Raw genomic sequence first — 20742 nt, forward strand, 5'->3', positions numbered from 1 at the left:
CATTGCCCTATTGCTGCTCTTGTAGTCAAGAAGTTAACGCATAGCCGGCCGGAGGCGTGTAGACAACGGCCTGGACAACCCTGGTAGCGCTGCCCCGTGCATTCTGTCCCGGACACCATCCGGACGGGTCCAAACGACCCGGATCACTCCGTACAGGGCTGTCTAGGCTGGAAGGCGAGAACACTCAAGCACAGCCATCCCGCGTGGAGTGGCATACAGAAGGTGGTAACGATGCTGCTGTCCGTCCTGCAGGCCAATGCCGCGGTCCTGGATGTCGAGGCCAATCTTCGGACCCTGGATGATGCCGCCGGTCAAGCCGCCAAAGCGGGAGCGGACCTGCTGCTGACGCCGGAGTTGTTTCCGGTGGGCTATGCCCCGCTCAGGCTGCGGTCCGAACTGGACCCCGCAAACCTTCCGGCCATCCGTGCGCAGCTGGCCGACATCGCCCGCCGCAACGGAATAGCGCTCGTCTACAGCCTGCCCTCTGTGGCTGGCAGCGAAAGTGGTGCATCCGCCCCAGGCCGCGGCTGGCACATTTCGGCTACGCTCATCGACGCCACCGGCGCCGAGCTCCTGAATTACGCCAAGGTGCACCTCTTTGGCGGCGAGGAGCGCCAGGCATTCGTGGCAGCTGCTGAACCTCCCGCCGTCGTCACCTTCAAGGGCGTGCGCACCGCCCTGCTGATCTGCTACGACATTGAATTCCCCGAGGCCGCGCGTGCAGCAGCCGCCCGGGGCGCCGAACTGCTCCTGGTGCCCACCGCCTTGTCCGCCGGCTTCGACGCCGTGCCGCAGGTGCTGATCCGTGCCCGGGCGCTGGAAAGCCAGCTGAACGTGGCCTACGCCAACCACTGCGGAATCGAGGACGCGTACACGTTCGGGGGCGGAAGTGTGGTGGCGGGCCCTGACGGCGCGCTCCTCGCCGCGGGAAGCGACGGCCCCGAGCTGCTGTTTGCCCAGGTTCGCATGGAGGCCGTGCGCGCAGCGCGGGAAGAGGTGCCGTACCTGAGGGAGCGCCGGGCTGAGCTGTACCGGGAGTGGGAGGGGCGCCTCGGCAAGGACGCCGCCGCAGGGAAAACCAGCGGAGCCTAGGCTAGGCAGGGTCAGTCAAGGCGTCCGCGTACTGCAGGGCAATCCACAGCTCCGCCCGCACCTGCGCCTGGTTCAGGTCCAGCTGCAGCAGTTCGCCGAGGACGCCGATCTGGCGCCGTACGCTGTTGCGGTGCAGCCCCAAGAGTTTGGCTGAACCGTCCCAGCTGCCGTTTTCGCTGAGCCACCCACGCAGGACGCCCAGCAGCGGGTCACGCCGGTCCGGTTCCAGCGCCAGGACCGGCCGCAGCAGCCTTTCGGCCAACAGGGTGCCCGCCTCGCGGCCCAGCAGCCCCGTGACGGACCAGGACACTTCGTCGGCGCGGACGCTGGTTCCGCTTCTCTGGACCTGGCTGCGCAGCGAGGTGGCACGCTGGTAGGCGGCCGGAAGGGCGGTGAGCTCGGTGGGTTCGCCGATCACCAGGCGCCACCCGAGCTTCTCCACGTCGGCAAGCAGCGCATCGTCCACCTTGAGCCGGGTGACGGCCGCGAATCCGTAGTCCGTGATCTCCACCAGCTTGGTATCGAACATGCGCCGCCACTGCAGGAGTTCCCGCACGGGACTGTCGCCAGCCGGCCAGTCGGGCGCCTCCACCTTGATGCCCTGCACCACGCGCACGGGTGCGGAGCGCGTGGAGGACAGGCTTTGGGCCAGTAGGTCCTTGAGCCCGTTCAGGTGTTTGGTGCCGCCCGTGGCGAGGCTTTCGGGGTGCAGCAGGACGGCGGTGGCCAGTTGGCTGGGGGCCAGCGACCCACTGGTGCGCTGCCTGACCAGAAGCTCGAGCAGTCCGACGGCGGACTGGACCACGTTGTTCTGCGCGGGCGTCAGTGGAACGTCGGAACCGAGGAGGAGGGCGCCCAGGTTGGCGTCCCTGGTGCTGCGCAGCGGGTGCCCCACCACCAGCGCCGAGCCCGGCTGGTCGAAGCCGTCCATTTCCACCCGCGGGCCACGGCCGGAGAACAGCCGTTCCAGCATCGGTTCCAACAGGGAAAGTTCGACGGCGGTGCTGCCGCCGGCGCTGGTGCCGCGGGCCCGTACCCTGCCGTCCGCTCCCACCATCAGGGCCCAGACGGGTACCCGCTGGACCAATGCGGCCAGCAGTTCGTGTTCGGGCCTGGGGGAGAGGACGGCGCGCATGAGCTGCCGGTTGGTCTCTGCCAGCTGCCGGAAAACCCTGGCGTTGTCAGTCTCCAGGAGCTGCGAGAACTCGAGGCCGATCGCGGCGAACGGCAGCGACTCCGGCACCTCGAACAAGGTGAGGTTGTGCCTGCGGCAGCCGTCCACCAGAACGTCCGGGACGGCGTCGAAGTAGGGCCTGATCCCGAAGCCGAGGGCGGCCACCTTTGCCTCCACCAGCCTCCGGACGTAGGCATCCACCTTGGCAGGCGTGCCGCCGTCACCAAGGAAGGGCAGGCCGGCCGTGAGCAGGAACTCGCCCTCGGGAAGGTAGGGCGTGGGGTCCTCCAGCTCGCTGGGTTCCACCCACCGCAGCAGCTGGCCGCCGCTGTCGCCGTCGTGAAGCATCTTCAGCAACGGCGGCAGCCGGTCAAGGAACTGTTGGAGGGTGACGAAGCTGAGCCTTCCGGCTGCGGCGGCCTCAGCCGGCATGGCCGGCACCGGCGGGAGCCGGCTCCTGGTAGTCGGGGCACTGGTGCGCGGCAACCATGCCCGAATAGGACCGCGGCAGGCGCGGCGCGATCCGGTTGATGATCTCGTCCCCGTGGCTGCCTATGGCGGCACCCCAGTCATCGGCGCTGGCGGCACCGGACGCGGGGTCGCCAAACAGCACAGCAGTATCACCCACCTCAAAGCCGGTGGGATCCGGCCCCAGGTCGACCATGAACTGGTCCATGCACACCTTGCCGATCACGGGCACGCGGCGGCCCCCGACGCTCACCACTGGACGGCCGCTGATGCCTTTGGGAATGCCATCCGCATAGCCGAGCGGGATCAGCCCAAGGTGGCGCGGCTCGTAGGTGATGGCCTGGTGTTCATAACTGATCCCGGTGCCGGCGGGGACCTTCTTGATCATCACCAGGGGAGCCGTCACGCTGAGCGCGGGACGCAGCCCGAAGTCGGCCGGAACCAGGTAGTCGGCAGGGGCCAGGCCGTAAATGGCAAGCCCGGCACGCACCATGTCGAAATGGAATCCGGGGCGGTCAAGAATGTTGGCGGAACTGGACACGTGCCTGAGCTCAGGCTGGAGCCCGGCGTCTTTCGCCAGCTGAACCGCGTGTTCAAATTCCGCTACTGCTGAAGCATTTCCGGGATGGGCCGGCACGTCCGCCCACGCCAGATGGGTCCAGATACCCCGCACCCGCAGGGTGCCGTCGAGTTCGGCCTGCCGGGCCCGGGCAACCAGCCCGGCCCAGTCCTCCATGCGTGCGCCGCCGCGGCTGAGGCCGCTGTCCAGTTCAAGATGCACGACGCCGGGACGCCCCAGCCGCTGTGCGGCACCGGCCAGTACCTCCAGTTGGGAGAGGCTGCCAAGGGACAGATCGACGTCGTTTTCCAGGGCCTCAACGATGGTCTCACTCGTCTGGGATGCCAGATAGAGCCACGAGAGGATGGGGGCGGTGATGCCCGCCTTGCGGAGCGTGACGGCCTCGGCGAGCTGTGCCGTGCCCAGCCAGTCTGCGCCGGCCGCTACGGCGGTCCTGGCCACTTCAACCAGGCCGTGGCCGTAGGCGTTCCCCTTCACCACAGCCATGAAAAAGGGCGCCCTGCTACTTTTTTTCAGGGCCCGGATGTTGTCTGAAATGGCGGACAGGTCCACGGTGACCTGTCCGGACAGCACCGCCGAAGCGGACTGCTGGGTGTGTGCAATAAGTCTCATGGTGGATCACTATAAGTCATTTTGCACTGCCTTGAGAGTTGGCTCACATGCCAGTCTTGGGGAGGGGAAATCGAAAACTACTCTGAAGGGACGTCAACGGTGACTGTGCCTGTGACCACCGAAAAAACCTTTGCGCCAAGCGGCGGACGGCCGGGCCTCCGGGCCCAGCTGCTGCGCCGCAAACCGATCGGCCAGATGATCAGCGAAGCCGGAAGCGGCGGGGGCGGCACCGGGCTGGTGCGCAGCTTCGGCGTCCTCCAGTTGACCATGATCAGCGTCGGTGCCACCTTGGGGACGGGCATCCTGGTGATCCTTGGGGAGTCCGTGCCGCTGGCCGGCCCGGCCATCTGGATCTCGTTCGTCATCGCAGGCTTGGCCGCCCTGCTCTCCGCCGTCTCCTACGCCGAAATGGCCGGGTTGGTTCCGGTGGCCGGATCGAGCTACTCCTACTCCTACGCCACCATGGGCGAGGGCATGGCCTGGATCTGCGGCTGGTGCCTGGTCCTTGAATACGCGGTCTCCGTGGCGGCAGTGGCCGTGGGCGCCGGGCAGTATGTCAACGAGGCACTGGCCGCGTTCGGCCAGGTCCTGCCCGATGCCATGTCCCAGCCCCCGGGAGACGGCGGCGTGGTGAACATTCCCGCGGTGGCCATCGTGGTGCTGGCCATGGTCCTGCTGGTCCGCGGTGCACGCGAAAGCGCCTGGATCAACACCGCCATCGTCATCATCAAGGTGGGCATCCTGCTGTTCTTCTGCGCCGTTGCCTTTACCGCCTTCAACGCGGGAAACTTCGAGCCGCTGATGCCCATGGGCGCCGCCGGCGTCTCAGCCGCGGCCTCACGGGTCTTCTTTTCCTACATCGGTTTTGACGCAGCCTCCACCGCCGGCGAAGAAGCCAGGAACCCCAAACGCGACCTTCCCCGCGCCATCCTGCTGTCCATGGTGATCGTCACCAGCATCTATGTCCTGGTGGCCGTCGCCGCCATCGGCGCCCGGCCCTGGGGCTGGTTCGACGGCACCGAGGCCGCCCTGGTCCAGATCCTGGAGGAGACCACCAACCAGCCCTGGATCGCCCTGCTCTTTTCCGTGGGCGCCGTCTTGGCCATCGCCAGCATCGTGCTCACCGTCCTGTACGGGCAGACCCGCATCCTGCTGTCCATGTCGCGGGACGGGCTGGTGCCCAGGGTCTTCGGACGCATCTCTCCCCGCACCGGGACCCCGGCCGCCGGCACCCTCATCGTGGGCACCGCCGTCGCCCTCACCGCAGGGCTGGTGCCGCTCGGTGCCCTGGCCGACGCCACCAGCATCGGCACCCTGTTCGCGTTCGCGCTGGTGAACGTGGCCGTCATCTACCTGCGCCGCCACCGCCCCGACCTGAAGCGAAGCTTCCGCGTGCCGCTGTACCCCCTGACCCCCGTGCTGGGCACGCTGATGTGCGCCTACCTCATGGCCAACCTCGGCGCCGATACCTGGCTGGTCTTCGGTGCCTGGATGCTCGTGGGCATCGCCATCTACTTCGGCTATGGACGCCGGAACTCGAAGGTAGCGGCTCTCAGCGAGCTCGACTACCGTGAACTGACCGCCAAGGCCCCGCGCCAGGAACCTGTGAAAGCAGCACACTCATGACCATCGCCACCGAACTGCCCGCCTTCGACCCCTCCAGCACGTCCACGCCGCCGGCGGAAGCGGCCGGCCGCGGAGCTGCGGGGCAGGCAGCTCCCATCACCATGCTCAACCCCGACTTCCCATTCAGCTACGACCACTACCTGGCCCACCCGGACGGCCTGGGCTCGGTCCCGCCGGAACTGTACGGCACCGAAGTAGCCGTCATCGGCGCCGGGCTCTCCGGCCTGGTGACCGCGTGTGAGCTGATGAAGCTGGGCCTGCGGCCCGTTGTATATGAAGCAGACCAAATCGGCGGCCGGCTCCGGACAGCTGCGTTCCCCGCAGCCCCCGGCGTGGTGGCGGACCTGGGTGGCATGCGGTTCCCGGTTTCGGGCAAGGCCTTCTACCACTATGTTGAACTGCTGGGCCTTGAGACCCAGGACTTCCCCAACCCCCTTGCCGAGGCCACTTCCAGTACCGTGATCGAGCTGGCCGGCAAGAAGTACTACGCGGAAAAGTCAGGCGACCTGCCGCCGTTCTTCCGCGAGGTGGCCGACGCCTGGAAGGCTGCGGTCAACGACGGCGCCAAGTTCGTGGAGATGCAGGAGGCCATCAAGGCGCGGGACATGGAGCGGATCAAGGAACTGTGGAACGAACTGCTCCCGCTGATGGACGAGCAGACCTTCTACGGCTTCATCGCTGCCAGCGAGTCCTTTAAAAAGGCAGGATTCGCCCATCGGGAAGCCTTCGGCCAGGTGGGCTTCGGCACCGGCGGCTGGGACACGGACTTTCCCAACTCCATCCTGGAAATCCTTCGCGTGGTCTACACCGACGCGGACGACCAGCACCGGCTGATCCGCGGGGGAGCGCAGCGGCTGCCCGAGGCACTATGGCAGCACGCGCCGTCGGACCTGGTGCACTGGCCAGCGGGCACCTCCCTGGCCTCGCTGCACTCCGGCTCGCCCCGCGGCGCCGTCGGGAAAATCAGCCGGGACGCGGACGGCAACCTACGGGTCCGGGAACGCTGGGGCCGCGAGGCCAGCTACCCGGCGGTGGTGACCACCTGCCAGTCATGGCTGCTGTCCACCCGGATCCACACCGAGGAGGCACTGTTCCCGGCCGAGCTGTGGACCGCCATGGAGAAATCGCACTACATGCAGTCCTCGAAGACGTTTGTGATGGTGGACCGGCCGTTCTGGAAGGACACCGACCCCGAAACCGGCAACGAGGTCCTTTCCATGACCCTGACCGACCGGCTGAACCGCGCCACGTACCTGCTGGACAACGGTCCGGACCAGCCGGCCGTGATCCTGCTGTCCTACACGTGGAACGACGACGCCCTGAAGTGGCTGGCCCTGGACGTGGACGAACGCGTGGAGCTGATGCTGCACTCGCTCGAGCAGATCTATCCGGGGGTGGACATCGCCGGCCACATCGTCGGCCAGCCCATCACCGTCTCCTGGGAGGCGGACCCCAACTTCATGGGCGCCTTCAAGGCCAACCTGCCCGGGCACTACCGCTACCAGCAGCGGCTGTTCACGCACTTCAAGCAGGACAAGCTGCCCGAATCCCAGCGCGGCATCTTCCTGGCCGGCGATGACGTCTCCTTCACCGCCGGTTGGGCCGAGGGCGCCGTCACCACCGGGCTGAACGCAGTCTGGGGCGTCGTGAAGCACCTGGGCGGGTCATCCGCACCCGGCAACCCCGGGCCGGGCGATCTGCTGGACGAGTTCGGGCCGGTCAGCCTGGACTAGCCTTCGGAAGCATGGAGCTCGCGGTGTTTCGCCGCGAGCTCCACGTAGCGCGTCGCATTGGCGCGGACCCCGTCGAACTCCTCATCCGTGAGTTCGCGGCGCACCTTGGCGGGCACTCCCGCCACCAGGGAGCGCGGCGGAACAACCGTTCCTTCCAGCACGACGGCGCCGGCGGCCACCAGCGAGCCGGCGCCGATCACTGCACCGTTGAGGACGGTGGCGCCCATGCCGATCAGGCAGTCGTCCTCCACTGTGCAGCCGTGCACGACGGCGGCGTGCCCCACGCTGACGCGTTGGCCCACGGTGCAGGGGAAGCCGGGGTCGGCGTGCAGCACCACGTTGTCCTGCAGGTTGCTTCCGGCGCCCACGGTGATGGCCGCGGTGTCGGCGCGGACGGAGACGCCGTAGAAGGCGCTGGAGTCCGGGCCCAGGGTGGCATTGCCGATGATCGAGGCCGACGGGGCCACGAACGCTGATTCATGGACAGCCGGGGAATTGCCGGCGAAAGGGTAGAGAGGAGCCATGGCTTCACCCTAAGCCACCCCTCGCGGCGGCGGCATCCATGCCGCATGCGACTGCCGCCGCCGGGGGAAGGCCTAGTTGAAGACCACCGTGCGGTTGCCGTCCAGCAGCACCCGGTGCTCGGCGTGCCACTGCACGGCCTGCACCAGGGTGCGGCCCTCCACGTCCCGGCCCATCTGGACAAACTGTTCGGGCGTGCGGGCGTGGTCCACGCGGATGACTTCCTGCTCGATGATCGGCCCCTCGTCCAGGGCCGCGGTCACATAATGCGCAGTGGCCCCGATCAGCTTCACGCCGCGGGCGTGCGCCTGGTGGTACGGCTTGGCGCCCTTGAAGGACGGCAGGAACGAATGGTGGATGTTGATGGCCTTGCCGGTCAGGTCGGTGCAGAGTTCGTCGGAGAGGATCTGCATGTAGCGGGCCAGGACGGTCAGCTGGATGTCGTGCTCGGCGATGAGGGCGCGGAGCTTGTCCTCCGCCTGGACCTTGGTGTCCTTGGTCACGGGGATGTAGTGGAACGGGATGCCGTAGAACTCGGCGAGGCCTGCCAGGTCCTGGTGGTTGGAAACGATGGCGGGAATGTCGATGGGAAGGGTCCCGGAGCGCTGCTGGAAGAGCAGGTCGTTGAGGCAGTGGGCCGAGGTGCTGGCCATCACCAGGGTGCGCACTTTGTCACCGACGGTGTCGAGGTTCCACTGCATGGAGAATGCTTCCGCCACCGGTTCCAGCGCGGCGCGCAACTCGGACTTCGGGGCTGCCGTGGTCACTTCCACGCGCATGAAGAAGTTGCCGGTGGAAGGGCTGCCGTACTGCTGCGAGTCCATGATGTTGCACCCCGCCACCAGGAGTGCTCCGGCCACCGCGTGGACGATGCCGGGACGGTCCGGGCAGGACAGGGTTACTACGTACGCTTGGTTCAGCAGCTGTTCATTCACGCGTAATAGCCTACCCGCGCCGCAGGTGCCGGTTTTGGTAGGCTGGGAGGGTCGCAACTGGCGTTGGGTGGCTAACCACCAGGGAGCGGCAATCACGAAGACCACGGATCGTACGCCTGGGCCGAGGGTCATGTTTTGCCGGAAATTGGGGCTGCACCCGCGTCAGCGCTGCAGCACCCTGCCGTGCTTTCACGCCCTGTCATCAACACGGTGCGGAAGCGCGCCAGCCGGTAGCCTGACCTAAGCAGTGCCCGTATCCCTAGCCAGGAGTTCTTCGTGACTACTACAGCCACCTCAACCACAGCCGTCAGCAACCAGCCGCTGGCTGAGCTCGACCCCGAAATCGCCAAAGTCCTCGAGCAGGAGCTGGGCCGCCAGCGCGGCACCCTGGAAATGATCGCCTCCGAGAACTTCGCGCCGCGCGCCGTGATGGAGGCCCAGGGCTCCGTCCTCACCAACAAGTACGCCGAGGGCTACCCGGGCCGCCGCTACTACGGCGGCTGCGAATATGTTGACGTTGCAGAGCAGCTGGCCATCGACCGGGTCAAGGCACTGTTTGGCGCCGAGTTCGCCAACGTCCAGCCGCACTCCGGCGCACAGGCCAACGCCGCCGCGCTCTCCGCCATGATCACCCCCGGCGACAAGATCCTGGGCCTGTCCCTGGCCCACGGCGGACACCTGACCCACGGCATGAAGCTGAACTTCTCCGGCAAGCTATACAACGTTGCTGCCTACCAGGTGGAGGAAGACAACTTCCGCATCGACATGGACAAGCTCCGCGAGCAGGCCATCGCCGAAAAGCCGCAGGTGATCATTGCCGGCTGGTCCGCCTACCCGCGCCACCTGGACTTCGCTGCCTTCCGCTCCATCGCCGATGAAGTGGGCGCGCTGCTCTGGACCGACATGGCACACTTTGCCGGTCTCGTGGCTGCCGGCCTGCACCCCAGCCCGGTGCCGCACTCCGACGTCGTCACCTCCACCGTGCACAAGACCCTGGCTGGTCCCCGCTCCGGTGTGATCCTGGCCAAGGAACCGTGGGCCAAGAAGCTGAACTCCAGCGTCTTCCCGGGCCAGCAGGGCGGTCCGCTGATGCACGTCATCGCCGCCAAGGCTGTTGCCTTCAAGATCGCCGGCAGCCAGGAATTCAAGGAGCGCCAGGAACGTGTCCTGGAAGGCGCCAGGATCATCGCGGACCGCCTGAACCAGGCCGACGTCGCCGAAGCCGGCGTCTCCGTCCTCACCGGCGGCACCGATGTCCACCTGGTGCTCGTTGACCTGCGCAACTCGCAGCTGGACGGCCAGCAGGCCGAGGACCTCCTGCACTCCGTGGGCATCACCGTCAACCGCAACGCCGTGCCGTTCGACCCCCGCCCGCCGATGGTCACCTCCGGCCTCCGCATCGGTACCCCGGCCCTGGCCACCCGCGGCTTCGGTGCCACCGAGTTCACCGAGGTTGCCGAGATCATCGCCACCGCGCTCAAGGCAGGCACCAGCGCCGACGTCGAGGCACTGCAGGCACGCGTGGACAAGCTGGCAGCCGACTTCCCGCTCTACCCGCAGCACGAGCAGTGGTAACCCATGACTGAAACAACAACCGCACAGATCCTTGACGGCAAGGCCACCGCCGCCGCCATCAAGGCCGAGCTGACCGAACGCGTGGCCGCACTCAAGGCCAAGGGCGTCACCCCCGGCATCGCCACTGTGCTGGTGGGCGCCGACCCCGCCTCGCAGTTGTACGTCTCCATGAAGCACAAGCAGTCAGTGCAGATCGGGATGAACTCCATCCAGCGCGAGCTTCCGGCCGACGCCACCCAGGAACAGGTGGAGGCCCTCATTGACGAACTCAATGCGGACCCCGCCTGCCACGGGTACATCGTGCAGCTGCCGCTGCCCAAGCACCTGGACACAGACGCCATCCTGGAGCGGATCGACCCCGCCAAGGACGCCGACGGGCTGCACCCCACCAACCTTGGCCGGCTGGTGCTGAACGTCAACAACAAGATCACCACGCCGCTGCCGTGCACCCCCCGCGGTGTCATCGAGCTGCTGGAGCGCAACGGGTACAGCCTGGCCGGCAAGCACGTGGTGGTGGTGGGCCGCGGCGTTACGATCGGCCGCTCGATCGGACTGCTGCTCACGCGGCGGGACGTCAACGCCACCGTGACCCTGACCCACACCGGCACCACCAACCTCTCCGAACTGCTGAAGCAGGCGGACGTGATCGTGGGTGCGGCGGGCGTGAAGCACATCGTCAAGGCCGCGGACGTGAAGCCCGGCGCTGCCCTCTTGGACGTGGGGGTCACCCGCGAGACCGATCCGGAGACAGGCAAGAGCCGCGTCTACGGCGACATCGATCCGGCAGCCGCCGAGGTGGCCGGCTGGATTTCCCCGAACCCCGGTGGCGTGGGCCCCATGACCGTGGCCCTGCTGATGACCAACGTGGTGGAGGCCGCGGAACGCGCGGCAGGCATCGGCCAATAGGCACCGTGCAGTAGTCCCGCCAGGAAGAAGTACGACGGCGGCACCGCACCTTTCCCACGAAAGGCGCCGTGCCGCCGTCGGACGTTTAATAACGAAACTGCAAGCGTCCTTCCACATGCGCCCCGCCTCCACTAGTCTGCACAGGTGCACAACCACGCCCTGACGCCTACAGGCACCCTGACCACGGGCCCGCCTTCCGGCACCGTCATCTCCGCTGAAAACCTGACCAAGACCTATGGTGATGTCGCCGCCGTCGACGGCATCTCGTTCGCCGTGCCCGCGGGGGAGTCCTTCGGGCTGCTGGGACCCAACGGCGCGGGCAAGTCCACCACCATGAAGATGATCGGCGGCGTCACCCGGCGCTCAGCGGGGAAGCTCAGCATCATGGGACTGGACCCGGACACACACGGCCCGGAGGTGCGCGCGCACCTGGGCGTGGTGCCGCAGCAGGACAACCTGGACGAGGAACTGCGCGTCCGCGACAACCTCCTGGTCTACGGCCGCTACTTCGGCCTGCCGATGAGCTACCTCAAGCCCAAGGCCGACGAACTGCTGGAGTTCGCCCAGCTGACCGACAAGGCAAAAGCCAGGGTGGACGCGCTCTCCGGCGGCATGAAGCGCCGCCTCACCATTGCCAGGTCCCTCATCAACGAACCCCGGATCCTGCTGCTGGACGAGCCCACCACCGGGCTGGACCCGCAAGCCCGCCACATCCTCTGGGACCGCCTGTTCCGGCTCAAGGAGCAGGGGGTCACCTTGATCCTCACCACGCACTACATGGACGAGGCCGAGCAGCTCTGCGACCGGCTGATCGTGGTGGACAAGGGGCGCATCATGGCCGAGGGGTCGCCCGCGCAGCTGATCCGGGAACACTCCACCCGGGAAGTCGTGGAGCTGCGGTTCGGTTCGGAACGCAACGCCACCATCGGGGCGCAGCTGGAGGGCATCGGGGAACGCCTGGAGGTGCTGCCGGACCGGGTGCTGATGTACGCGCACGACGGCGAGTCGGCCCTTGAGCAGGTATCGGCCCGCGGCCTGAGGCCGCTGACGTCGCTTGTGCGCAGGTCCTCGCTGGAGGACGTGTTCCTTCGGCTCACCGGGCGGAGCCTCGTTGACTGAATCACTGGAAGGGGTTGGCTTGAGTCCCCGGCTGCGGGCACATTCACCGGAGGTCTCTGCCGCCAAGGCCCGGCGCTGGGGTGCGTTCTACTACGCCGAGCAGGTGCTCCGCGTCATGAGGGGGTACACCTGGTCCATCGTGATGTACAGCGTGGGCCAGCCAGTGGCGTACCTGTTCGCCATGGGCGTGGGCCTGGCTACCCTGGTGGATACCGGCAACGCGGCCTTCGGCGGCGTCTCCTACCTGGCCTTCATCGCCCCTGCCCTGTTGGTGTCCGCGGCCGTGATGACGGCGGCCAATGAGTTCACGTTTCCCATCATGGACGGCTTCAAATGGCGGCGCATCTACTTTGGCCCCCACGCCTCGCCGCTGACACCGCAGCAGATTGCCGCCGGCCAGATCATCGCCGTGACGCTTCGCCTGCTGCTGCAGTCAGCCATCTACTTCGCCGCCGTGGCATTGTTCGGTGCCTCCCCGTCGGGCTGGGGCTGGGCGGGCATCCTGGTGGCCACCCTGACGGGGCTGGCCTTTGGGCTGCCGCTGATGGCCTACTCAGCCTCCATCACCGAGGACAAGGGCCAGTTCGCGCTGGTCATGAGGTTCATCGTGATGCCGCTGTTCCTGTTCTCCGGCACGTTCTTCCCGCTGGACAACCTGCCACTGGCCGTCCGCTGGATCGGATGGATCTCACCCATCTGGCACGGCACGGAACTGGGCAGGGTGTTCAGCTTCGGATACCGGGAGCCGCTGCTCCTCACGGTTCTCCACGCCGCCGTGCTGGTGGGGCTGGCTGCCCTCGGATGGGTGCTCACGCGGCGCCGCTTCGCCCTGAGGCTGGGCCAATGAGCGCGGCCACCGGCACCGGCGGACACGGTGCGCGCCCCGGCGGCCCTCACGGAACGGCGACGGAACAGGCCCGCCGCCGGACGTTCGGACCGCTGTACTCCCGTAACGCCAGGGCCGTGATTTCCCGGGGGCTTATGGCCACGCGGAGCACCAACTGGCTGGTGATGGTGTCCGGGTTCTTCGAGCCCGTCCTGTTCCTCATCTCCATGGGCGTGGGTCTCGGAGCGATCGTTGGCGACGTCCAGGGGCCTGACGGCACGCACATCAGCTACGCCGCCTACATCGCGCCTGCACTGCTGGCAGTCTCGGCCATGAACGGTGCGGTGTACGACTCCACGTGGAACGTCTTCTTCAAGATGAACTTCGCCAAGCTCTACCAGGGCATGCTCTACACGTCACTGGGCCCTCTGGATGTCGCGCTGGGGGAGATATTCCTGGCCCTGCTGCGGGGGATGCTCTACGCCACTGGGTTCACAGCGGTCATGGGCGTCATGGGGCTGATCACCACGCCGTGGGCGCTGCTGATGATCCCGGCCTCCGTGCTCATTGCCTTCGGGTTCGCCAGCCTGGGCATGGGCATCACCAGCTTCCTCAAGACCTTCCAGCAGATGGACTGGATCAACTTCATCCTGCTGCCCATGTTCCTGTTCAGCGCCACCTTCTATCCCCTGGGCGTGTACCCGCACCCCATCCAGTGGTTCATCCAGGCCATGCCGCTGTGGCACGGGGTGGAGCTGCTGCGGCAGATCAGCGTGGGAAGCTTTACCGCCGCCACCCCCCTGCACATTGGCTATTACCTGCTGATGACCGCCGTCGGGATGCTGCTGACCACCCTGCGCCTGCGGAGCCTGTTCCTGAAGTAGCCAGGGAAGCCTACGCGGCCAAGGGTGTTCGCCGGGGGTGGAAGGCGGCGGAACCACAGTCCTCCGTTTGAGACAATAGCTGCATGCGAACTTTGGGCAGCTCCTCGTCATCCTCCAAACCCGCCCGGGGCGGTTTTTCGATGTTCCGGATCAGCGGACCGGGGCTGATGGTCCTGGTGACGGCCTTCATCGTGGCGGTCATTTTCGCGGCAAACCAGAACGACGTCGTGGGCTGGGTTGTAGCCATCATCGCCGCCTTCTGGCTGGCGCTGGCCGCGTTCGTGGTCTTCAGCATCCAGCGGGCCGCCAAGAAGGCCGGCGCAAAGCTGTCCGAGGCCCAGAGCGCCTTCCAGACGGCAGCCGGACGGGGTCCGGCGCACGTTTCCGCCGACCAGGGCGGGACGCAGGTGATCTACGAACGCACCGAGGCTGACGAGGTGCGCGACCTCAAGCTGGACCATTCGTTCAAGATCGTCCAGGTACAAATCCGCGTGGTGGAGGAGGAGCGTGCCAAGGGCGACGCCGCGAACCACGACACCATTAACCGCGCCCTCGAGACCATCCAGATCACAGCCGCCAACGCCCGGGACATGATCAAGTCCTCCGGGGGCAACGGGGAGCCGGTGACCGGAACCATCATCGACTAGAGTGGAGCGGGTGAGCTCGGCATTGAACAAGGACCACCTCCGCATCGCATCCCTGAACGTCAACGGCCTCCGGGCTGCCTACAAAAACGGTATGGCGACGTGGCTGGAGCCGCGCGAAGTGGACATCCTTTGCCTGCAGGAAGTGCGCGCCCCTGACGCCATCGTCAGGGAGTTGCTGGGGGATGGCTGGCATATCCTGCACGCCGAGGCTGAAGCGAAAGGCCGTGCCGGCGTCGCTATTGCGTCCCGCCAGGAACCGCTGGGCACCAGGAACGGCATCGGTGACGACTACTTCGCCACCGCAGGACGCTGGGTGGAAGCCGATTTCCGCGTCCCTGACGCTGCGGGAAACCCCGTCCAGCTCACCGTGGCCAGCGCCTACGTGCACTCAGGTGAAGTGGGGACTCCCAAGCAGGATGACAAGTACCGCTTCCTGGACGCCATGCACACCCGGCTTCCGGAGCTGACCAAGCACAGCGACCACGCCCTGGTGGTGGGGGACCTCAACGTTGCCCACACGCCCCGGGACATCCGCAACTCCAAGGGCAACCTCAAGAAGGCCGGGCACCTGCCGGAGGAACGCGCCTACTTCGACCGCTTCTTTGGCGAGGAGATCGGCTGGCATGACGTCCACCGGAACCTGGCCGGCGACGTCGACGGACCATACACGTGGTGGTCCTGGCGCGGCAAGGCGTTCGACAATGACACCGGCTGGCGCATCGACTACCACATGGCCACCCCCGAACTGGCCGCGTCCGCCATTTCGGCAGTTGTGGACCGTGCAGCCACCTGGGACACCCGCTTCTCCGACCACGCCCCGCTGGTAGTGGACTACCAGCTCTAAGCCCGAAAGTTTTTCCATGACCACCCAGACTTCCTCCACCGCCAAGAAGCGCATTCTTTCCGGCGCCAAGCCCACCGCCGATTCCCTGCACCTGGGCAACTACATCGGAGCCGTGCGCAACTGGGTGGACATGCAGGCGGAGTACGACGCCGTCTTCTTCATCCCGGACCTGCACGCCATCACGGTGGACTTCGACCCCGCCGAACTGGCAAAGCGCACCCGCATCGTGGCGGCCCAGTACATTGCCGCCGGAATCGACCCGGACAAGAGCATCTTCTTCGTCCAGTCCCACGTCCCCGAGCACGCACAGCTTGCCTGGGCGCTGAACTGCATCACCGGCTTCGGCGAAGCCTCCCGGATGACGCAGTTCAAGGACAAAACCCAGAAGTCCGGGGCAGACTCCGCCACCCTGGGCCTGTTCGCCTACCCCACGCTGATGGCCGCGGACATCCTGCTGTACCAGAGCGATCTGGTGCCGGTGGGGGAGGACCAGCGCCAGCACCTTGAACTGACCCGCAACCTGGCGCAGCGGTTCAACACCCGGTTTGGCCACACCTTTACGGTTCCCGAGGCCACGATCGTCAAGGAAAGCGCCAAGATCTACGATCTGCAGAATCCCAGCGCGAAGATGTCCAAGACGGGGGAGTCTCCCAACGGCGCCATCCAGCTGCTGGAGGATCCCAAGATTGCGGCCAAGCGCATCAAGTCGGCTGTGACCGATGCCGGAACGGACATCCGCTTCGATCCAGAGGAGAAGCCCGGGGTGTCCAACCTGCTGACCATCTACTCGTCCCTGACGGGCAAGTCCGTGGCGGACCTCGAAGCCGAGTACCAGGGGAAGATGTACGGCCACCTCAAAGTGGACCTCGCCGAGGTGGTGGTGGACTTCATCACCCCGCTCCGCAACCGGACCAACGAGCTGATGGCCGACCCCGCGGAACTCGACCGGCTGCTGGCCCTTGGTGCGGAACGGGCCAGGGAGATCGCCTCGGTCACGCTGGGCCAGGTGTATCAGCGCATGGGCTTCCTGCCGTCCCTCAGCCTCGCAGGAGTCCGCTAGCACCATGTCTTCGAGAAACGTCACCGCCAGGGGAGGTGCCTGCGCCGCCGGACAGGTGGAGCAGTCCCTGGCCGACCGGTTCGGAGACCAATCCAGCAGGAATGCGGCTGCGGAGCATGAAGCACGGAGTGAAGAAGTCAGCGTGGGCGTCATCCTGGGGTTCCCGGCTGAGATAGCAGGGGAACTGCAGCGCTGGCGCGCGTCCTTCGGTGACCCCATGGCCGATGTGGTGCCGGCGCACATCACCCTGGTCACCACCACCCCCACGCGGGACTGGGAAGCCACGCGCCGGCATGTCCGTGAGGTTGCCCGGCGCCAGAGTCCGTTCAAGGTCACCATCGCCGGGACGGGAACCTTCCGGCCCGTTTCGCCCGTCGTCTTCATCAACGTTGAGGACGGGTTCGATGACTGCGTGGACCTGCACCGCAAGCTTCAGCAGGGCCCGCTCCATCGCGAACTGCCTTTTGCCTACCATCCCCACGTCACCATCGCCCACGACGTCGCCCCGGAAAGCCTGGATGAGGCCGAAACGGTGCTGAAGAACTACAGGGCCACCTTCCCCGTGGTTAGCATGGGACTCTATGAGCATGATGCCGACGGCATCTGGCAGCTACGGGAAGAGCTGGACTTTGGGACCGAAACTGACAACCACGGCAGCACCGGCCTTCCGGATGCTGCCGCGGACGCCCCCACCGAAGCAGAATAACCAGCAGCCGCTGCCTACCGAGCTTGACCGGTTGAAGCTGGCGGTCATCGAAAAACGGATGGAGTGGAACCGGGCTCGCAAGTCCGGAGGGAAGTTCGCAGCGCTGATGGTCCTGGGGCAGTGGTTCACCGCCCGCCTGAACGTCCTGCGGCCCATGAGGGCCTTCCGCCATTACACCCTCCATTACGGGCCGTTGATGAGTGCCGGCATCGGCTTCAACATGTTTTTCTCCATCACCGGCCTGCTGGCCACCGGCTTTTCCATTGCCGGCCTGGTGCTGAGCGGCCAACCGGCCCTGCTCGACACCATCGTCAGCAGCGTGGCCGCCAGCGCCCCCGGCCTCCTCAAAATCAACGGCGGCCAGGGCCTTGTGGACCCCAAGGACCTGCTGGATCCCAGCGGCCTGGGTTGGACTGCAGTAATCAGCGCCGTGGTCACCGTGGTCACTTCGCTCGGCTGGATCAACGGTATGCGCGACGGCCTCCGGGGCGTACTGCAGCTGCCGCCGCTGATGGTCAATCCCATCCTGCTGAAGCTGCGCGACGCCGGAATCCTGCTGCTGCTGGGCCTGTCCCTGGTGATCAGCGCGGCCGCTTCGCTGGTCTTCGGCACGGCAGCCGGGTGGGTTTCCAACTTCCTGCACCTCGCTGACGCCTTGGCCGGGCCCCTCACCACGTCCGTGAAGATCATTGTGCCGCTGGTCCTCAACTGGGTCACGGCGCTGATCATGTTCCGGCTGGCCGCAGGCCTGAAGCTGTCCCGGCGGGCTTTGCTTGAAAGCACCATCCTCGCGGCCCTGGGCACCACCATCCTGCAGATCTTCAGCACTGAGCTGTTGGGCGGTGCCGGCCGCAACCCCCTCCTGGCCTCGTTTGCCGTCATCATCGGGCTTTTGATCTGGTTCAACCTGGTCAGCCAGGTCTACCTCGTCTCGGCGGGGTGGGCCGCCGTCCGCGAGGCGGACCTGGACTCCGACGGCACTCCCCGCAGCAAGACCATCCTCGGTGCAAAGCGCGCCACGCCGCAGACCTGACGCTGCCTCGGCGGTGACGTGCCGCATTCGCCTGCACGGGGCGGTCAGGGCGCGGGCACCAGCCCTTCCCACTTCACGGTCCAGCCGGACGGGAAACCGGGAGCATGGCGGTCCGGGCCGTGGTCCCAGCCCGCGGCCATCAGTGCGGCTGCGGCAAGCAGCCCGCCGTTGCCTGGCAGGTACAGCGGCAAGGAGTCTGTCTGGCGGTTGTGCCCGTTCGGCAGGACAGTGTTCTTGCCGGCCTCCTGCAGGAGCGCGTCCACGGCGGACTCGGGGTCACCGAGCCGGGCGGCGGTCATGGCCATTACCGGGTAGTCCCAGCCCCAAGTGGTGTTCCAGTCCCAGTCGGCCATCACGTCCTTCAGGGTGGCCCGCATGATGTCTTCATCAATCAGGTCCGTCAGCGGGAGGACTCCGAGGGCGCAAAGCATGGAGGGATGGTCGGTCCGGATGGTGAACGGGTCCACGTCCATTGCCGCATAGATACCGTTGCGCACGCGCGGGCGCACCAGCCCGTCGGCCACCTCCTGCCAGGCCTGAACCGGCTCAAGGCCCAGCCGTTCCCGCCAGGCGGCGGCGGTGCGCAGGCCCCACTGCCAGTAGGCAAGTTCGAACGTTGGGTTGGTGACCTTTGCCCGCATGGACCCGTAGCTCTCCTGCGCGGGAATGAGCGGCGGACCAAGTTCGAAACCGCGCGGCGTGGCGTGGGCGAAAGCGGCCATGAACGCCGCGGACTCGAACACAATATCCGCGAACTCGTCCAACACCTCGCGGCTGGGGTTGGCCCGGTACACCAGCTCCGCCAGGTGGATGGGATGCGGCTGCTGCCAGATCAGGAACGTCCCGATGGGGCTGGGGCTCTCCCTTCCGTCCGGACCCACCTGCTTTGGCCAGCGGGCGCCGTCGAACCCCTGCGCCCGTGCCGTGTCACATGACGTCTCCAACACCGTGGAGTACCAGCGCAGGGAGGGGAGGAGGAGCTCCGTACGGTTCCAGTGCGCAAAATGGGCGGCATGCCACCAGTGCATCTCCAGGTGGAACCGGCCGCGCCACGAGTTGCACACCAGGCCCGTTTCCTGCGGTGGCAGCGATCCGGAGCAGTTGGCGGCCGTCAGGTACTGCGAAAGGACAATCCGGCGCTCCAACTCCCTGGCCCGGTGATCCGGCGTGGCGGCCAGCTCGATAGCGCCGCCCGACTGCCAAAACCTGGGCCAGCGCTCCATTGAGGCGGCGGCAACGTTGCTGCCGGGCTGGGCTCCCCCGGGAAGCGGCGGCTCCCCAAGGGAAGGCGCGACGGCGGCACCGCTCTGGGTGCCCGCGCCCGCCTTGCCTGCCGGGCGGGAAAGGCCTGCCGCGCCCCGGGGGATGCAGTCCCCGTCCCCGGCGGAAATGAATTCGATGGACAGGTCGATGACATCCTCGCGCCGGAGAACGTCCCCGCGTAGGCGTACTTGGTGCGGTCCCGACTGCTCCACCACCAGGCCCTGCCCGGTGACCACTACGTAGTAGTGCGCGTTGTCGAGTTCGCGGTCCACCGTCCAGCTCGTGGCGCCCGGATGAAGCCCTGCAGGCTGGGGCCCGTTGAGTGTCGTGGTGTGGGCGTCCGGCCGGCTCCACTCCGCGGCGTTGTGCCACGCCTCGGAACCGTACGGGAAGTCGAGGGCGATGACCAGGCCGTCGCCGAGCGCAGGTGACTCCACGCGAATGCCGAGTTCGTCGCGGTGCGGATGGCAGGCTGTTGTGACCGTGGCTTGGTGGCCGGCAATGGTAAAGGTGCTGGTGACGATGCCCGTCCAAAGATCCAGTGTCTGGCTGGTGCCGGAGAGCTCGTCGCCGCAGATAGGCCGGCTGGTGCCGTCCTGCAGCAGCTGGAAGCCGATGCGTGCCAGGTCCAGGCGGTGCGGATTGGCCCGCAGCCATGATTCGGCTGCCGAGGTGCCTGTCTCACGGTCATTGACAATGTCTCCCACCATGTCCACGTAGGGCACCGGACCGCGCGGTGAATCGTAACGGACGGTGGAACCTGCCAGCGTGTAGCCTTCTCCGCCCGGCGCGGAGTGCCAGCCCCAATTGGACTGCGTCCCCAGCAGGGTTCCGGGCGGGAGTGCCTCCTCGCGCGGCCCTGCCGGGTACTCTGCCGGCAGCGTCTGCAGCCCCGTGAGGTCCATGGTGAAAGCGAACTCGCCGTTGCCTACGGATACAGGGCTGCGCGGATCAAGCTTCCGCTGCTGGACGTTGTGGCGCTGGACCAGGGCCTTCCTGTCGATGGGCCCTGACCGGCCGTGTCCGGGGCTCGTGGCTTGCTGGCGTACGGTGCTGCTATGGCTGTGCACTGTGCACGCCCTCCTGACGATGTTGGCGGAACAACTGCCGCGGAATTCCCGCAGCGCACGCTTGACT

General features: G+C 66.8%; 18 protein-coding genes and 1 riboswitch. Of the genes, 13 read left to right on the forward strand and 5 right to left on the reverse strand.

The genetic code is table 11. From position 1 onward, the window contains the following. Nucleotides 1-231 precede the first annotated feature (231 nt). Complete coding sequence (locus JCQ34_RS05490; RefSeq protein ID WP_286402725.1) at nt 232-1092, forward strand: nitrilase-related carbon-nitrogen hydrolase; 861 nt, start codon at nt 232-234, stop codon at nt 1090-1092. 1 nt (nt 1093) lies between these two features. Here JCQ34_RS05490 and JCQ34_RS05495 read toward each other — a convergent pair whose 3' ends face one another. Together JCQ34_RS05495 and alr are read right to left on the reverse strand one after the other, a co-directional pair. After that, complete coding sequence (locus JCQ34_RS05495; protein ID WP_286402727.1) at nt 1094-2698, reverse strand: PucR family transcriptional regulator; 1605 nt, start codon at nt 2696-2698, stop codon at nt 1094-1096. Further along, on the reverse strand, nt 2688-3926 hold the full coding sequence (gene alr / locus JCQ34_RS05500; RefSeq protein WP_286402728.1) for an alanine racemase: 1239 nt from the start codon (nt 3924-3926) through the stop codon (nt 2688-2690). Before alr ends, JCQ34_RS05495 begins: the two co-directional genes overlap by 11 nt. A gap of 195 nt (nt 3927-4121) precedes the next feature. Between alr and JCQ34_RS05505 the strand changes: the two genes are divergently transcribed. After that, nucleotides 4122-5552 carry an amino acid permease gene (locus JCQ34_RS05505; RefSeq protein WP_286404313.1) on the forward strand — a complete coding sequence of 477 codons (1431 nt, stop codon included), beginning with the start codon at nt 4122-4124 and terminating at the stop codon, nt 5550-5552. Next, nucleotides 5549-7285, forward strand: a complete 1737-nt coding sequence (locus JCQ34_RS05510; protein ID WP_286402729.1) for a flavin monoamine oxidase family protein — start codon at nt 5549-5551, stop codon at nt 7283-7285. The genes JCQ34_RS05505 and JCQ34_RS05510 overlap by 4 nt, the downstream gene beginning before the upstream one ends. Here the strand turns inward: JCQ34_RS05510 and JCQ34_RS05515 are convergent. Together JCQ34_RS05515 and purU are read right to left on the reverse strand one after the other, a co-directional pair. Then, a complete protein-coding gene (locus JCQ34_RS05515; protein ID WP_286402731.1) occupies nt 7282-7809 on the reverse strand; it encodes a gamma carbonic anhydrase family protein in 528 nt (175 codons plus the stop codon). The two genes, JCQ34_RS05510 and JCQ34_RS05515, sit on opposite strands and share 4 nt — an antisense overlap. Nucleotides 7810-7881: 72 nt before the next feature. Continuing rightward, nucleotides 7882-8742 carry a formyltetrahydrofolate deformylase gene (purU, locus tag JCQ34_RS05520; protein WP_286402733.1) on the reverse strand — a complete coding sequence of 287 codons (861 nt, stop codon included), beginning with the start codon at nt 8740-8742 and terminating at the stop codon, nt 7882-7884. A 43-nt stretch (nt 8743-8785) separates the two neighbouring features. Continuing rightward, nucleotides 8786-8871, forward strand: a riboswitch (ZMP/ZTP riboswitch). Nucleotides 8872-9018: 147 nt separating this feature from the next. Between purU and glyA the strand changes: the two genes are divergently transcribed. The 10 genes from glyA (at nt 9019) to JCQ34_RS05570 (ending at nt 18342) form a co-directional block, all read left to right on the forward strand. After that, nucleotides 9019-10317, forward strand: coding sequence for a serine hydroxymethyltransferase (gene glyA / locus JCQ34_RS05525; protein ID WP_286402735.1), 1299 nt, complete (start codon nt 9019-9021; stop codon nt 10315-10317). A gap of 3 nt (nt 10318-10320) precedes the next feature. Continuing rightward, the gene (locus JCQ34_RS05530) at nt 10321-11223 is read left to right on the forward strand and encodes a bifunctional methylenetetrahydrofolate dehydrogenase/methenyltetrahydrofolate cyclohydrolase (protein ID WP_237430105.1); all 903 of its coding nucleotides are present in this window, start codon (nt 10321-10323) and stop codon (nt 11221-11223) included. Between the two features lie 144 nt (nt 11224-11367). Continuing rightward, nucleotides 11368-12342: an ABC transporter ATP-binding protein gene (locus tag JCQ34_RS05535; protein ID WP_286402740.1), complete on the forward strand. Its 975-nt coding sequence runs from the start codon at nt 11368-11370 to the stop codon at nt 12340-12342. Between the two features lie 19 nt (nt 12343-12361). Next, complete coding sequence (locus JCQ34_RS05540; RefSeq protein WP_286402742.1) at nt 12362-13189, forward strand: ABC transporter permease; 828 nt, start codon at nt 12362-12364, stop codon at nt 13187-13189. Beyond that, a complete protein-coding gene (locus JCQ34_RS05545) occupies nt 13186-14052 on the forward strand; it encodes an ABC transporter permease (RefSeq protein WP_286402744.1) in 867 nt (288 codons plus the stop codon). Before JCQ34_RS05540 ends, JCQ34_RS05545 begins: the two co-directional genes overlap by 4 nt. Nucleotides 14053-14135: 83 nt before the next feature. After that, nucleotides 14136-14699 carry a hypothetical protein gene (locus JCQ34_RS05550; protein ID WP_286402746.1) on the forward strand — a complete coding sequence of 188 codons (564 nt, stop codon included), beginning with the start codon at nt 14136-14138 and terminating at the stop codon, nt 14697-14699. A gap of 10 nt (nt 14700-14709) precedes the next feature. Next, nucleotides 14710-15543, forward strand: coding sequence for an exodeoxyribonuclease III (locus JCQ34_RS05555; RefSeq protein WP_286402747.1), 834 nt, complete (start codon nt 14710-14712; stop codon nt 15541-15543). A 16-nt stretch (nt 15544-15559) separates the two neighbouring features. Further along, entirely contained in the window at nt 15560-16603 is a 1044-nt protein-coding gene (gene trpS / locus JCQ34_RS05560; RefSeq protein WP_286402748.1) for a tryptophan--tRNA ligase, read from the forward strand. Between the two features lie 4 nt (nt 16604-16607). After that, nucleotides 16608-17309: a 2'-5' RNA ligase family protein gene (locus JCQ34_RS05565; protein WP_286402749.1), complete on the forward strand. Its 702-nt coding sequence runs from the start codon at nt 16608-16610 to the stop codon at nt 17307-17309. Nucleotides 17310-17367: 58 nt separating this feature from the next. Continuing rightward, on the forward strand, nt 17368-18342 hold the full coding sequence (locus JCQ34_RS05570) for a YihY/virulence factor BrkB family protein (protein ID WP_286404315.1): 975 nt from the start codon (nt 17368-17370) through the stop codon (nt 18340-18342). Nucleotides 18343-18386: 44 nt separating this feature from the next. On the opposite strand, the gene JCQ34_RS05575 is transcribed toward JCQ34_RS05570, so the two are convergent. Next, a complete protein-coding gene (locus JCQ34_RS05575; RefSeq protein WP_286402751.1) occupies nt 18387-20675 on the reverse strand; it encodes a hypothetical protein in 2289 nt (762 codons plus the stop codon). Nucleotides 20676-20742 lie beyond the last annotated feature (67 nt).

The organism is Pseudarthrobacter defluvii (genome assembly GCF_030323865.1).
In the GTDB taxonomy this organism is placed as follows: domain Bacteria; phylum Actinomycetota; class Actinomycetes; order Actinomycetales; family Micrococcaceae; genus Arthrobacter; species Arthrobacter sedimenti.